Source organism: Sulfuriferula sp. GW1 (assembly GCF_047300855.1).
In the GTDB taxonomy this organism is placed as follows: domain Bacteria; phylum Pseudomonadota; class Gammaproteobacteria; order Burkholderiales; family Sulfuriferulaceae; genus Sulfuriferula.
On record NZ_CP170197.1, the window covers coordinates 2,363,308 to 2,377,080 of the forward strand.

General features: G+C 54.3%; 13 protein-coding genes. 5 read left to right on the top strand and 8 right to left on the bottom strand.

All coding sequences use genetic code 11. The annotated features are described in order from the left end of the window. Nucleotides 1-66 precede the first annotated feature (66 nt). Together ACFDAU_RS11530 and ACFDAU_RS11535 are read left to right on the top strand one after the other, a co-directional pair. Nucleotides 67-903, top strand: a complete 837-nt coding sequence (locus ACFDAU_RS11530; protein WP_413437059.1) for a Tim44 domain-containing protein — start codon at nt 67-69, stop codon at nt 901-903. 4 nt (nt 904-907) lie between these two features. Next, nucleotides 908-1,657: an S-methyl-5'-thioinosine phosphorylase gene (locus ACFDAU_RS11535; protein ID WP_413437060.1), complete on the top strand. Its 750-nt coding sequence runs from the start codon at nt 908-910 to the stop codon at nt 1,655-1,657. A gap of 267 nt (nt 1,658-1,924) precedes the next feature. Here the strand turns inward: ACFDAU_RS11535 and ACFDAU_RS11540 are convergent, their stop codons facing one another. From ACFDAU_RS11540 to ACFDAU_RS11560, 5 genes are all read right to left on the bottom strand, one after another. Beyond that, nucleotides 1,925-2,191 carry a hypothetical protein gene (locus ACFDAU_RS11540; RefSeq protein WP_413437061.1) on the bottom strand — a complete coding sequence of 89 codons (267 nt, stop codon included), beginning with the start codon at nt 2,189-2,191 and terminating at the stop codon, nt 1,925-1,927. Nucleotides 2,192-2,273: 82 nt separating this feature from the next. Continuing rightward, entirely contained in the window at nt 2,274-2,669 is a 396-nt protein-coding gene (locus ACFDAU_RS11545) for a hypothetical protein (RefSeq protein ID WP_413437062.1), read from the bottom strand. Between the two features lie 340 nt (nt 2,670-3,009). After that, complete coding sequence (locus ACFDAU_RS11550; RefSeq protein WP_413437063.1) at nt 3,010-4,146, bottom strand: hypothetical protein; 1,137 nt, start codon at nt 4,144-4,146, stop codon at nt 3,010-3,012. 165 nt (nt 4,147-4,311) lie between these two features. Further along, nucleotides 4,312-4,464, bottom strand: a complete 153-nt coding sequence (locus ACFDAU_RS11555; protein ID WP_124705907.1) for a DUF3096 domain-containing protein — start codon at nt 4,462-4,464, stop codon at nt 4,312-4,314. Between the two features lie 234 nt (nt 4,465-4,698). Beyond that, a complete protein-coding gene (locus tag ACFDAU_RS11560; RefSeq protein WP_413437064.1) occupies nt 4,699-5,043 on the bottom strand; it encodes a DUF6164 family protein in 345 nt (114 codons plus the stop codon). A gap of 341 nt (nt 5,044-5,384) precedes the next feature. On the opposite strand from ACFDAU_RS11560, the gene ACFDAU_RS11565 reads away from it, so the two are divergent. Continuing rightward, nucleotides 5,385-5,795, top strand: coding sequence for a hypothetical protein (locus tag ACFDAU_RS11565; protein WP_413437065.1), 411 nt, complete (start codon nt 5,385-5,387; stop codon nt 5,793-5,795). Between the two features lie 234 nt (nt 5,796-6,029). Here the strand turns inward: ACFDAU_RS11565 and ACFDAU_RS11570 are convergent, their stop codons facing one another. Beyond that, nucleotides 6,030-7,475, bottom strand: a complete 1,446-nt coding sequence (locus tag ACFDAU_RS11570; RefSeq protein WP_413437066.1) for a DEAD/DEAH box helicase — start codon at nt 7,473-7,475, stop codon at nt 6,030-6,032. A gap of 294 nt (nt 7,476-7,769) precedes the next feature. On the opposite strand from ACFDAU_RS11570, the gene typA reads away from it, so the two are divergent. Together typA and def are read left to right on the top strand one after the other, a co-directional pair. Further along, on the top strand, nt 7,770-9,581 hold the full coding sequence (typA, locus tag ACFDAU_RS11575) for a translational GTPase TypA (protein ID WP_413437067.1): 1,812 nt from the start codon (nt 7,770-7,772) through the stop codon (nt 9,579-9,581). Nucleotides 9,582-9,705: 124 nt separating this feature from the next. Then, nucleotides 9,706-10,236: a peptide deformylase gene (gene def / locus ACFDAU_RS11580; RefSeq protein ID WP_413437068.1), complete on the top strand. Its 531-nt coding sequence runs from the start codon at nt 9,706-9,708 to the stop codon at nt 10,234-10,236. A gap of 3 nt (nt 10,237-10,239) precedes the next feature. On the opposite strand, the gene ACFDAU_RS11585 is transcribed toward def, so the two are convergent. Continuing rightward, nucleotides 10,240-12,825: a [protein-PII] uridylyltransferase gene (locus ACFDAU_RS11585; protein WP_413437069.1), complete on the bottom strand. Its 2,586-nt coding sequence runs from the start codon at nt 12,823-12,825 to the stop codon at nt 10,240-10,242. 16 nt (nt 12,826-12,841) lie between these two features. Next, nucleotides 12,842-13,651: a type I methionyl aminopeptidase gene (gene map / locus ACFDAU_RS11590; protein ID WP_413437070.1), complete on the bottom strand. Its 810-nt coding sequence runs from the start codon at nt 13,649-13,651 to the stop codon at nt 12,842-12,844. Nucleotides 13,652-13,773 lie beyond the last annotated feature (122 nt).

Consider the following 13,773-nt stretch of genomic DNA (forward strand, 5'->3'; position numbering starts at 1 on the left):
CTGCCAAACTTGATAAGATGTACTTGATAGAATCACTGTTCATCGCTTTAATTTTTGGAGTACCAAATGCGTAAATTCCTCGTCTTGTTCCTGACCTTGCTATTGAGCATGAGCATGATTACCACCGACGCTTACGCCAAGCGCTTTGGCGGCGGCAAAAGCTTCGGCAAGCAACGTGAAAGCATCAGCCAGCAGGCTGCGCCGCGCGCGCCCGCTGCGCCGGCGACCGCCCCGGCAGCCGGTGGCAACAAGTGGCTCGGCCCGCTGGCCGGTCTCGCAGCCGGCGGCCTGCTCGCCTCGCTGTTCATGGGTCACGGCTTTGACGGGATCAAGGGCATGGACATTCTGCTGATGCTGGCACTGGCTGCGGGCGTATTCTTCATCATGCGTGCCATGCGCCGTAAATCAGCCGAACCCCAAGCCACTGCCTACACCGCACACGGCCAAAGCATCCAGGTCCCGATGCCGGTGAGCAACGCCGAACTGCCCATAGGCAGCACCGCGGTCGCACCAGTTGCCGGCAGCCGCCCCGCCTGGTTTGACGACGCTGCTTTCCTGCGCGACGCCAAGGCCCACTTCATCCGCCTGCAAGCCGCTTATGATGTGGCCGACCTCAACGATATCCGCGAATACACCACACCCGAAGTCTTTGCCGAGATCAGTCTGCAAATCCAGGAACGTGGCGCCAGTGCACAAAAAACCGACGTCACCCTGCTCAATGCCGACATGCTTGACGTGGTCACAGAAGGCAATCTGGTGATCGCCAGCGTGCGTTTCCATGGCCTGATCCGCGAGGAAGCCAACGCTCCCGCAGCGCCGTTCGACGAAATCTGGAACATCCAGAAATCCGCTACCGACCGCAGCGCACCGTGGTTCGTCGCCGGCATTCAGCAGGCGCAATAGATTCATGCTCGCCATTATCGGAGGCACCGGCCTCACTCAACTCGACAATCTGGAAATCACCCATCGGGAGGTCGCCCGTACGCCTTACGGCGAGCCTTCCGGTGCACTGACCTTTGGCAACATCAACGGGCATCAGGTGATTTTTCTGGCGCGCCACGGCTACGGCCACACCATTCCGCCGCACGAGGTCAACTACCGCGCCAACCTGTGGGCACTACAGGAGCAAAAAGTCACTCACATCGTATCCGTGGCCAGTGTAGGCGGCATCCACCCTGACCTCATTCCCGGCGCTCTGGTTGTTCCCGATCAGATCATCGACTACACCCATGGTCGCAAGCACAGTTTTTACAATGGCGGTGACAAAACCGTAACGCACATCGACTTCACTGAGCCCTATAGCTCGTGCATGCGTGCCAAAATTATGGCCGCCATAGCGGACGCGGGAGAAAGCGCGATTGATCATGGCGTTTATGCTGCCGTACAGGGTCCGCGACTGGAAACCGCCGCCGAGATTAATCGCCTGGAACGCGATGGCGCTACCATGGTGGGCATGACCGGGATGCCCGAAGCCTCGCTGGCACGCGAACTCGGTCTCAATTATGCGGCCATCGGTGTCGTCTCCAACTATGCGGCCGGCCGCGGCAGTAGCAAAATCACCATTAGCAGCGCTGAAGTACAAGCGACCCTTGCCCAAGCCATGGGTCACGTACGTACGGTCCTCGCACACTTGGTGGCGCTGCATAATGAAAGCTGAAGCCATATTCAGGGCTTTAAACAGGCCAACCACAGGATTGATCAACCAGTAATTCCGGCAATCATAAGCTGTTGATATCGACCTCTGCCAAACTGGCTGACAAAGCCAGAACCCATTCCATGACATGCTGTGCGTGCAATGCGCCGCCCCGTAACAAGTCTTCGACAAGCCCGGCAGCTAGCGATGTGCAAATCCGGGCAAACAATGAATTTCCTGTCCTGCACTAAATAGGGCTTGTACGTTTCGCCTCCAAACTCCGACTCGGAATCAGACCAAAAAGCCTTCATCGTCGTCGAGTGCCAATAAACCCGAATTCACGTCAGCAATGATTTTTTTCGCTGCGAAAGAAAATTCACTGGGCACTTGCAACCTGACTCCACCGGCAGCAATGGACATTAGCGAATAGGTCTGATTGATATTGGCGTCTGCCACAAACGACGGAATGCCTTCCGCTTCCAGGCGAGCGCTCAGTATGAGCATTTCTGAGGTATCGAGGGAACGTGCAACCGTTACAAATTCTATGGTTTCGTCCATGTTGCGCACCTTATGTTTAATACATTCCCTGATACATAATATTTCTTCCGCGCGACTCGGTTTTTTCTGGAACAAGTACCCTTTAGCGGAAGACCACCAAGAACACACACGCTGTGGTGACAACCGCAAGCACGCCACAAAAGCCGAACAAAATACGTGTGCGAACACGCAGCACATCCACCGCCTGGACTAGCTGAATATTTTGCTGCGCGAGAGATTTAATCAGCTCAGAAGACAACAATACTTCTTTATGAAGTTCAGCAGTCAACAGTTCCAGCGAGTGAACCCGGGTATCAAGGGCTGACAAACTCACTGACTGCGAAGCTTCTTCCTCGACGCGCTCATTGCCGCGCTGTGGTGCCGGTTTTCGGGCAATGATGCTCCATAGCTTCTCCGCTCCCTGGACGATATATGGCGCCGCCGTCAGCACATCGCTCCACGGAATGATCTTGAATGCTGAAAGCATACTGATAGCCATAACTCATATCTCCTGGAACGAATTACAAAAATTTCATCATTCTGCCATCTTATGAATCTAGCATTGACGCATGCTTACCATTCATGGGAAAAACAATGCTGATCTGTCATGAATGCCTGCACAAAAAATTTGTGCCAGTGGAGGCCTTAGCCTATCGGGGCCCTTTGCAACTTAATCATTACGCAACTTGCTCAACTTGCAAACAACTTACCTTGTGCCGCTGTGTACACAGCCACCTCATCAAGGAAAGAATCGATATATACATGCCGAAACAGACTGTTCGGCACGGCAGCGAGACGGCAACACAGCGGAGAACAGGCTAAGGACCAACCGGGAAGTCTCAATGATCGGGTAGGCGTAAGTCTGACGTACCCGGACAAACCCGGCGCGGATATTCGCGCGAAGTGTCGATGCAGCCGCCGTCAACATACACACCACTCGGCTCGCGCAGCCGCAGCATCATCTTGAGAATGCGCTCCACCTCTGCCGGATCCTGCAGCGAAGTATGTACCCGTTGCTCGACGACCGCCTCGTCAATCTGCAACTCGCCTGCCTGATCTCGATAAGTCGCGTTGCGCCAATGAAACAACTCCAGACATTTCGTCGTCAGCGTGTAGGGTTCGGCCCGCTTCCAGAAGTTGGTGAACCGTCCTCCGCCGAGATACAACACCCAGGACCCCTCATAACCTGCCACGTCTGAGGAATAATCATCAGGATTGCGGAACCAGGTTCGGTCTCCGGGGACGAAATACTTCAGCGGCAACGGATCGCTCATGGAGCCGTACTCGCGCAGGAAAACTTCATGGAATTCGCCAGACTTGATTGCCCTGCGCTCGGCCTGCTGTTGCAGGCGGTGGAATAATTGCGGATTGCAGGTCATCACCTCCTGGGCGATGCCAAGCAGAATCACATACTCGGTGGCCCCGTAGCATGAAAAAGAGTAGCACCTTCCGGGCTTGTCAGGCTGCGTCGCTTTCTGTAATGCCGTCACCATGTGGCTACCGGGTCGCAATGTAAACCCGCGATCCTCGGAATAAGTCCAGCAGTCGGATGGGCGTTCTGCTTCGTTAGTGTCAAAAGCCAGTGTGGTCTTGCGCGCCGCTTCAACAATGTTTTTTCTGATACGAACCGCAGAGGCCAGTTCGTCATAACTCGGAAACTGGAATGGCACCGGGCTCAACAGCATGGCCAGCAGGATTTCACGTTCCAGATCGTCGGAATTGCCTTCGCTGTCCAGATCGAGTGCCTGACACAACTGCAACGTATCCCAATCCGGTGCCCACTCATTGGCAACATCAGTACGAAGCTGGAACTTGATACAAAGGATTCCGACATCCTCGGCATCTATAATTTGAACATACTGCACAAGCCCAAGCGCCTCGAGTTGGCCCAGGAAACTGAGTCGATCCGCTTCGAGAGCTTGCGTCGACGCCCTGTGTATCCGTATCCCCATCGCTTTCCCTTGCGCATCGTTCATCTGAAGGGATGGAATATTACATTCATTTCAGGGCGCGGACACTCCGGCAAAAGCCGGAACATATTTTACCTATCGCTCAGTCTATCTAAACGATTAAATTTGAACTATGGTGAAAACGACTCACAGGATTGGCATTGCGCATTTTATTGTCATCCGCACCTGGTTTCAGCGCAGAAGATTTCCTGTGCCAAACAACCCGATCAGACCGATGACGATCAGATAAATGGCGACGATGTAATTCAACAAACGTGGCATGACCAGGATCAGAATACCGGCAACCAACGACACGAGTGGAGTAAGAGCCAAATGGAGATTCATGGGATATCCTTTATTTAAGTGAACCATACAGGAGTAACACAATTCCGGCGTACATCATGTGAGCACCAAGTACTCAAAGCATAACGCCAAGTTTCTATAAATCGGACCATGATTAAATGGCTGATCCATACGCAGAGTACACCAAAGCATTCGCCCCGATATATATTCGCTGCCTAGTCCATATTCAAATCAGCCGCACTTTCGCATCGTTCGCTTTCAGGCACAAGGCCAACGTCATTTCCCGAAATCCATAAACGGTTTCGTGGAAAAATAAACAACGGCGGCAATGACAGCCAGATAGAGGATAAACCGCAGCGGATTTCCCTTGATCACGTCAAGGACAGTGCGTCGTTCGCCGGCCTTTTCCATCTGCGCATACTCCCCCCTCACTCTAATCATGCGAGCATGCTGGTATGCATCGATCAATGACCTGGCCTGATCCAATTGGCGCTCATCTTTCAGCCATATTGCAGGTGCTGAAATACCCCAGTTTCCTGCCGGTGTTTCGTAGAAATCAATACCCCCAGCCGTCAATACATTGCGCACTTCTTCGGCTTCGTCATCGGGCACGCCATTCATGGCAAACAATCGGATCGGCATGAATCATTCCTTTTATCTTGACAAGATTAGCGAATACATCGTTTTTTTGATTATTAGTAAACCATGAATTCCATGCCCTCATTTGTTAAGCGCAGTGGCAGTCATGGTGGGTTTAAGTGTCATATCAAAAAATGAATGGCACCATAAAAGCCCATGGATTCTGGACAAATTCCAAGGGATTCCAACAGCAAACGCAATGCAGTGCCTCAACCAACGCCCGCCAAAACCCAGGGCAAATCCATTCATGACACATTAATTCTTGTTTTTTTATTTTTACCTGCTATACAAATAGTCCCTCATTTATATTTTAAGGATGAATCATGATTCGTCGTACAACTCTGGCTGTAATACTTGCGGGTTTTTTTGCAGTTCCGGCTTTCGCCGCGAAGGAAATGCCCCTCACCATCAATCTCGGGGCACAAAATGATTCGGGAGAAACGGGTACCGCGACACTCACCCCTGAAGGCCACAAAACCAAGGTGGTTATCGAACTGACAAACGCACCTGCCGGCGTCGCCCAGCCCGCTCATATCCATGAAGGCACCTGCGCCAAACTCGACAAGAAACCAAAATGGAAACTGGAACCGGTCAAAGACGGAAAATCCACCACCATGGTGCCGGCCACGCTGGAAACTATCCTGAAAGACAAAACGGCGATCAACGTTCACAAAAGCCCTGATGAAATCCAGGTCTACGTTGCCTGTGGCGATATCGTCCATTCCAAAAAATAGTAAGCCCGTGTGGTGTTCGACCGCACAATAAAAATGGGGGGATTACCCGCTCAACTCAAAAGCCAGTGTGTAATCCCGTTGACCCTTCTTTTCTCTGATGTCATTTGACACTCCTTCCGATATCGCAAAAAGTGTCAACTAATTTCAGGACGGGTCAAACCCAACAAAAAAGGCGCTAAATGCGCCTTTTTTGTTGGGTTACCCGGACAAGTCGTCCGGATAAATGACGACCGATCAACTCCAGGAACGATTACCGTTACTACGGTTACCACCGGTGTTACCTTGACTGTCACGGCGAGCGCCAGAAGCAGCGGGACGCGAAGCAGCCGGACGGGCGGCACCATCGCGGCGACCGCCGCCGTTGCCGCTATTATTACCCCAGCTATTACCGTTGCTGTTGCCGGTACTGTTGCCATTGCTTTTGGCGGCACCGCTATTGGCGTTATTGCCAAAGCCTGAGCTGCGACGCTGTTCACCCTGACCAGAAGGACGGCCACGGCTCGCTCCAGGACGTCCGCCGGGAGCAGCACTACGCGGCTTCAGTTTGGGTTCAAGACCAACGATGACTTCAGCCGGAATCTGCTGGCCGGTAAAGCGCTCAATGCGCTTCAGCTGCATGGAATCGCGCGGACTGGCCAGCGATATAGCGATGCCCGAAGCACCCGCACGACCGGTACGCCCAATGCGGTGCACATAGTCTTCCGGATTCTTCGGCAGATCGTAATTGATCACGTGGGTAATACCCGGCACGTCCAGGCCGCGTGCGGCGACATCAGTAGCCACCAACAGGCGGATATTGCCCTGGCGCATCTGGGTAATGGTACGGTTACGAGCGCTCTGATGCATATCGCCGTGCAATGCAGCGACTTTGTGACCCTGCGCCTGCAGGTCGTCAGCCAGGCTATCGGCATCGCGTTTGGTCGCGGTGAAGATAAGCGCCTGGTTGATGTCCACGTCGTTGATGAGATGGGTCAGCACGCGATTCTTGTGGGAAAGGTCATCTACATAATGCATATGCTGGGTAATATTCTCGTGGCGTGCCTGCTGGTGGGCGATTTCGATACGCTTCGGGGTTTTCAGCAATTGCTGGGCGAGGCGCGCGATGTTGCCTTCAAAGGTGGCGGAGAACATCACCGTCTGGCGGCTGGCTGGTGTGGCATTGGCGATGCGTTCCACATCGTCGAAGAAGCCCATGTCCAGCATGCGGTCGGCTTCGTCCAGAATCAGCATTTCCAGACGCGAAAAATCAATGCGGCCGCGTTCAATGTGGTCAATCAGACGACCGGGTGTAGCTACCAGCACTTCAAATGGCTGCGACAGCATTTTGTTTTGTATCGGGTACGGCATGCCGCCCAGAATGCTGACCACTTTCACACGGCGCAGATGCTTGCTGTATTTTTCAGCAGCGGCGGTGACTTGCAGCGCCAGTTCGCGCGTCGGGGTCAATACCAGGATACGCGGGCCACGGCCGGCAACTGCGCTGGGCTGGGACAATTTTTCCAGTGCCGGCAACATGAATGCAGCGGTTTTGCCGGTACCAGTCTGTGCCGAGGCAAGCAGATCGTCGCCTGCCAGGATAAGTGGAATAGCCTGTTCCTGGATCGGGGTGGCTTGAGTGTAGCCCGAGTCAACAAGCGCTTTTATTAGGGATTCATTAAGACCGAGGTTTTCGAAGGACACGAAGTTTTCCTTGTAATAAGCAAATAGCAAGCCAACGGGGACAGGCTTAAAAAGCCATCCACTGCCGGCGCGGAACATCGTCGCTAACCGGGTGGCGCTGCGCTTTCAGGAAAATCGTGCTGAAACGCGATGAGGTCAGGGATCGATGGCGTGTTATACAACACGCGTCCAAACCCTGGATTGGAACTGCATAAAAACGCAGATCAAGGTGGTTTGGAGAATTAGATTATACTGAAATTCTGAAAATACACAATGTCATGTTATAATTTTTCGTTTGCTAAACCGGAAACGAACATGTCCCGCGCGCTCAGAAATATCGCTATTATTGCCCACGTTGACCACGGCAAGACTACCCTCGTCGACAAACTGTTGCAACAATCCGGCACATTTGCCGCTCACCAGGCCGTGACCGAACGCGTCATGGACAGCAACGACCTGGAAAAAGAGCGCGGCATCACGATTACCGCCAAAAATACCGCCCTGGATTATGAAGGCACCCATATCAATATCGTTGACACGCCCGGACACGCAGATTTCGGCGGAGAAGTGGAACGTGTCCTGTCGATGGTAGACGGCGTTCTGTTACTGGTCGACGCAGTTGACGGCCCTATGCCACAAACGCGTTTTGTGACGCGCAAGGCACTCGCCCTGGGCCTCAAACCTATCGTTGTAGTTAACAAGGTCGACCGGCCCGGTGCACGTCCGGATTTCGTCGTCAACGCAACCTTCGATCTGTTCGACAAGCTGGGCGCTACCGAAGAACAGCTGGATTTTCCGGTGGTTTACGCGTCAGCGCTGAATGGCTTTGCCATGCTCGATATGAGCGAAAAAACCGACAACATGCGCGCCCTGTTCGAGACCGTGCTCAAGCATGTCCCCTCGCCGGCAGGCGACCCGGAGGCGCCGCTGCAATTACAGATCTCAGCCCTGGATTATTCCAGTTTTGTTGGCCGCATAGGCGTTGGCCGCATCAGCAATGGCCGTATCAAACCTGGACAAAGCGTCGTAGTGATGGCTGGTCCGGACAGCACGCCGAAAGCCGGCCGAATCAATCAGGTACTCGGTTTTCAGGGCCTGAGCCGCGTCCTGGTGGACGAAGCCCAGGCAGGCGACATTGTGCTTATCAACGGCATCGAAGACATCGGTATTGGTGTGACCATCTGCGACCGTGAAAATCCGCAAGCACTGCCCATGCTGAAAGTGGACGAACCCACCTTGACCATGACTTTCCAGGTCAATAACTCGCCGCTGGCAGGCACCGAAGGCAAATTCGTCACCAGCCGCCAGATACGCGACCGTTTGAATAAAGAACTGCTTACCAACGTTGCGCTGAAAGTAGAAGACACTGCCGACGCTGACACATTCCTCGTTTCGGGTCGGGGCGAACTGCACCTGACCATTCTGCTTGAAAACATGCGCCGGGAAGGATTTGAAATTGCTGTCTCCAAGCCACGTGTCGTGTACAAGGAAATCAATGGCGAGAAATGCGAGCCTTACGAGGCACTGACCGTTGACGTGGAAGAAGTCAATCAGGGCAGCATCATGGAAGAACTCGGTCGCCGTCGCGGCGACCTGCAGGACATGCAGTCCGACGGGCAGGGTCGCGTGCGGCTGGAATATCGCATACCGGCGCGAGGCTTGATTGGCTTCCAGTCCGAATTCATGACATTGACTCGCGGTACCGGCATTATGGCGCACGTGTTCGATGACTATGGTCCGATGAAAGCCGACATGCCGGGGCGCCGGAATGGCGTCCTCGTCTCTCAGGACCAGGGCGAGGCGGTAGCCTACGCACTCTGGAAGCTGGAGGATCGCGGCCGTATGTTCGTGGCGCCCGGCGATAAGCTCTACGAGGGCATCATTATTGGCGTACATAGCCGCGACAATGATCTGGTAGTCAACCCCATCAAAGGCAAACAACTGACCAACGTGCGCGCTTCAGGCACCGACGAAGCCGTGCGACTGACCCCGCCCATCAAGATGACGCTCGAATCTGCGGTTGAATTCATCGAGGACGATGAATTGGTGGAAATTACACCGCAGTCAATCCGCATCCGCAAACGTTTCCTCACCGAAAACGAACGCAAGCGCAATCGCGCCGCGTAAATTCAGACTTTACCAACAAAAACCCCGGCTGATTTTGCCGGGGTTTTTTATTGCACCACGCTCGGGCTGGATTAAAATATAAATATTCAATCTTCATCTGATCACCCGCTATCATTTAGCATATATGACCATTAAAATCACCCTCAAAATGGGCGATCCGCGACTGTTACAACCCGCCGCCCCGGTTACCGCCTTCGACACACCGGAATTGCATGCGCTGATTACGGATTTGCGCGACACCATGGCGGCACTTAACGGCGCAGGATTGGCAGCGCCCCAGATCGGCATTGGTTTGCAAGTCGTCATTTTTGGTGTGCAAAGCTCACCCCGCTATCCCGATGCCGGGCCAGTGCCCGATACAGTGCTCGTCAATCCGACGCTAACCGCCATCGGCACTGACCTGGATGAAGCATGGGAGGGTTGTCTTTCAGTGCCGGGGATGCGCGGCCTGGTGCCGCGCCACACCCATTTGCATTATCGCGGATTCGACCAATTCGGCACTGTCATTGACCGTACCGTGTCCGGCTTTCATGCGCGCGTGGTACAACACGAGGTCGATCATTTGCTGGGCATTTTGTATCCAATGCGAATCCGCGACCTGCGGCATTTCGGCTTTACTGAAGTGCTGTTCCCAGAGCAATCCAGCGCGGAATAATTATCAGGTTTTCAACACCGTGAGCAAGTCTGTTTCCAGCAGCATGAGTGATTTCTGCTTGGCCAGCACTTCTCCCTGAATCATGAAAGTATCTTCCGCACGCTCGCCCAGGGTGGAAATTTTGGCGGCATTGATGCTCACATGATGCTGATGCAGGACCTGGGCAATGGCTGAAAGCAACCCCGGCCGGTCGCCTGCAACAATGCCCAGTATGTAAAATACGCCCTTTTCATCCGGGCGCAAGGTGATCTCCGGGGCGATGGGAAAGTGCTTGAGGTGACGGCTGATACGTCCCAAGCCTGCCCGCTGGGGCAGGCTTTTGGTTTCCAGCAATTTTGCCAGTTCGTGTTCGATATAACTCAGAAAATCCCGGTACGGTACTTTGCGCTGCGCATCATCCATCACCAGAAAACTGTCCAGCGCATGGCCATTGCGGGTGGTATGAATTTTCGCATCCAGAATGGTGTAATTGAGTCGCTCGAAAAAACCGCAGATGCGCACGAACAACTGATCCCAGTCCGGAGAATAAATCAGCACCTGAATCCCTTCGCCAATCGGGCTCAGCCGGGCCCGCACTACGGTTTTTGAGCTGTCCGCAAGCTTCCACAGCAGCCGCGTATGCCAGGCTATTTCCTGCGCTTCGTGGCGCAGGAAATAGCTGTCATCAAGACTTTCCCACAACACATCCTGCACATTCGATTCCAGCCCATACAAACGTAAAATACGCTGCGCCTCTGCCTTGACCACTGAGATACCACTGGGCTGGGAGCTGTCGCTACCCAGCAAGCGCCGCGTAGCGTAGAACAAATCTTCCAGGAGCTTGCCTTTCCAGGCATTCCACACTTTGGGACTGGTACCGCGAATATCGCACACCGTCAGCAGATAGAGTGCGATCAGATGCCGCTCATCAGGTATCCGCCTGGCAAATCCTGCAATCACGCCAGCATCCGACAAATCCTGCTTCTGCGCCGTGGCCGACATGGACAAGTGCTGTGATACCAGCCAGGCGACCAGCTCGGTATCGTCGGGAGCCAGGCCATGCTGGCGGCAAAAACGCCGCGCATCCACCGCACCCAGCGTCGAATGATCGCCCCCGCGTCCTTTGGCGATATCGTGGAATAGCGCCGCCAGATACAACACTTCGGGGTGTTCGAAGCCGCTGATCAAGCGGCTGGCCAGCGGATATTCATGCGCCAGCTCCGGAATATTGAGGCGACGCATATTGCGCAATACTTTAAGAATGTGTGCGTCGACCGTGTAGATATGAAACAGGTCGTGCTGCATTTGCCCTACCACGCGCCCAAACGCCGGGATATAACGCCCCAGCACACCATAGCGGTTCATGCTGCGCATCGCCCAAGTCAGCCCGCGTGGCTCGCGCAGAATCGCCATGAAACGTGCGCGATTGGCCGGGTCGCGCCGGAATGCCTGATCGATACGATCGCGTGCCCGCCACAGAGCGCGCAAAGTCCCTGCTGTCATGCCCTGCAATTCAGGATGGCGCTGCAACAGATGGAAACATTCCAGTATGGTGCCGGGTTCACGCTCGAACACACCCTCGTCCATTGCTTCCATCATGTTGCCACGCACCTGAAAACGTTCATTCAGCGCGGTGGGCGGCAGTTCGGCCAAAACAGGAAATACTCGCGCACGCAGGCCGGGGATCAGAATATCGCGCATCTGGGCGACGATCGTGACACTGCGATAATAGTGCTGCATGAGCAGTTCGCTGGCACGCCGCGTGGCCGTCGCGGAAATACCAAATTGCACCGCCAGGGCATTCTGATAATCGAACAGCAAACGATCTTCACGCCGCCCGGCGAGATAGTGCAGACGAAAACGCAAGCCAAACAGGAACCGCTCCAGCGCCTGGATCTGGCGCAATTCACCCGCATTCAACAAGCCCGCTTCAACGAGGTCGCTCCAGCGCCGCCCGATACCCGCAGCCTGAGCCAGCCACAGCAGATTATGCAAGTCACGCAGTCCGCCCGGACTTTCCTTGAGATTAGGCTCCAGACTGTAGGCACTGTCATTGAAACGCGCATGGCGCTGGTCCTGCTCCAGCAGTTTGGCCTCAAAAAACACCTGCGGGTCGAGTTCGGCACGGAATGCCAACTCGAAATCCCGGTACAGACTGCGTTCGCCGCATAAATAGCGAGCCTCCAGTAGATTGGTCTGTATCGTCACATCACGGCGCGCTTCATCCAGACACTCCGTCACGGTACGCACGCTGTGCCCGACTTCCAGACCAATATCCCAGAACAAACCGACAAGATGCTCTATCGCAGCTTGGGTAGCACCATCAGGATTGGCTTCTAGCAGGATCAACACATCCACGTCGGAATGCGGAAATAGATCGCCTCGCCCATAACCGCCGACCGCTACCAGAGAAGCCGTTGCGGGTAGATGTACCGCCGACCATAGCGATTGCAGCACCTCATCGACAAGGCGCCGGTAGCGCATCAGTAAAGGCCGCGTCGCTACCTTGCCGTCAAAAGCGTGCCTGATAGCATCGCGTCCGAGACGCAGAGTTTCTCGCCAGCCACGCGGATCAAGACTGTTCACAACCTGAGGTGAACTGGCTTTCATAAATCAATAGTACTAATCAGGCGGCTTGTGACAAAAAAGCCGGAACCGGCGGCGTACCGGCCGAGACAGTGAGCACTTCGTAACCGCCTTCGGTAACCAGTACGGTATGCTCCCATTGCGCAGACAAACTATGATCTTTGGTGACAATTGTCCAACCGTCATTCATCTGGCGAATGTCGCGTCGGCCCGCATTGATCATCGGCTCGATGGTAAAAGTCATTCCGGTCACCAGCTTCAATCCGGTTCCGGGACGACCGTAATGGAGTACCTGCGGCTCTTCGTGGAACCCGCGGCCGATGCCGTGCCCGCAAAATTCGCGTACCACGCTGCAACCCTGCGATTCAGCAAATTTCTGGATAGCGTGACCGATATCCCCCAGATAAATGCCTGGGCGAACCATGGCGATGCCATGCCACATTGCCTGGTAGGTAATCTCGCACAGGCGCCGTGCCTGGAGAGCCGGCTCACCCACATAGAACATGCGGCTGGTATCACCGTGCCATCCATCCTTGATGACAGTGACGTCGATATTAACAATGTCGCCAGACTTAAGCAGCTTGTCGCCAGGCACGCCGTGACACACCTGATGGTTGACCGATGTGCAGATTGAGCGCGGATACGGCTTATGCCCGGGTGGGGCATAATTGAGCGGCGCCGGAATGGTGCCCTGCACATTGACCATATAATCGTGGCACAATTGATCCAGTTCGCCGGTCGTTACTCCGGGTTTGACGAACGGCGTGATGTAATCCAGAACTTCAGATGCCAGACGGCCGGCAATCTGCATTTTTTCGATGTCGCTGGGAGATTTGATGCTAACGGACATATGCGCTTGATAGAACAAAAAAAAACAGTATTGAGCATAGTGGATTGGCCATGCCCGGTCAATCCGGACGTGTAATAGCGCTTGACAAAAACCCCTCCACCATTACAATGCGCATCTCGTTG

Bases quoted from the DNA above. Each gene is read 5' to 3' on its own strand.
- ACFDAU_RS11530 (WP_413437059.1), top strand. From the start codon at position 67: ATGCGTAAATTCCTCGTCTTGTTCCTGACCTTGCTATTGAGCATGAGC.
- ACFDAU_RS11535 (WP_413437060.1), top strand. From the start codon at position 908: ATGCTCGCCATTATCGGAGGCACCGGCCTCACTCAACTCGACAATCTG.
- ACFDAU_RS11540 (WP_413437061.1), bottom strand. From the start codon at position 2,191: ATGGACGAAACCATAGAATTTGTAACGGTTGCACGTTCCCTCGATACC.
- ACFDAU_RS11545 (WP_413437062.1), bottom strand. From the start codon at position 2,669: ATGGCTATCAGTATGCTTTCAGCATTCAAGATCATTCCGTGGAGCGAT.
- ACFDAU_RS11550 (WP_413437063.1), bottom strand. From the start codon at position 4,146: ATGAACGATGCGCAAGGGAAAGCGATGGGGATACGGATACACAGGGCG.
- ACFDAU_RS11555 (WP_124705907.1), bottom strand. From the start codon at position 4,464: ATGAATCTCCATTTGGCTCTTACTCCACTCGTGTCGTTGGTTGCCGGT.
- ACFDAU_RS11560 (WP_413437064.1), bottom strand. From the start codon at position 5,043: ATGAATGGCGTGCCCGATGACGAAGCCGAAGAAGTGCGCAATGTATTG.
- ACFDAU_RS11565 (WP_413437065.1), top strand. From the start codon at position 5,385: ATGATTCGTCGTACAACTCTGGCTGTAATACTTGCGGGTTTTTTTGCA.
- typA (WP_413437067.1), top strand. From the start codon at position 7,770: ATGTCCCGCGCGCTCAGAAATATCGCTATTATTGCCCACGTTGACCAC.
- def (WP_413437068.1), top strand. From the start codon at position 9,706: ATGACCATTAAAATCACCCTCAAAATGGGCGATCCGCGACTGTTACAA.
- ACFDAU_RS11585 (WP_413437069.1), bottom strand. From the start codon at position 12,825: ATGAAAGCCAGTTCACCTCAGGTTGTGAACAGTCTTGATCCGCGTGGC.
- map (WP_413437070.1), bottom strand. From the start codon at position 13,651: ATGTCCGTTAGCATCAAATCTCCCAGCGACATCGAAAAAATGCAGATT.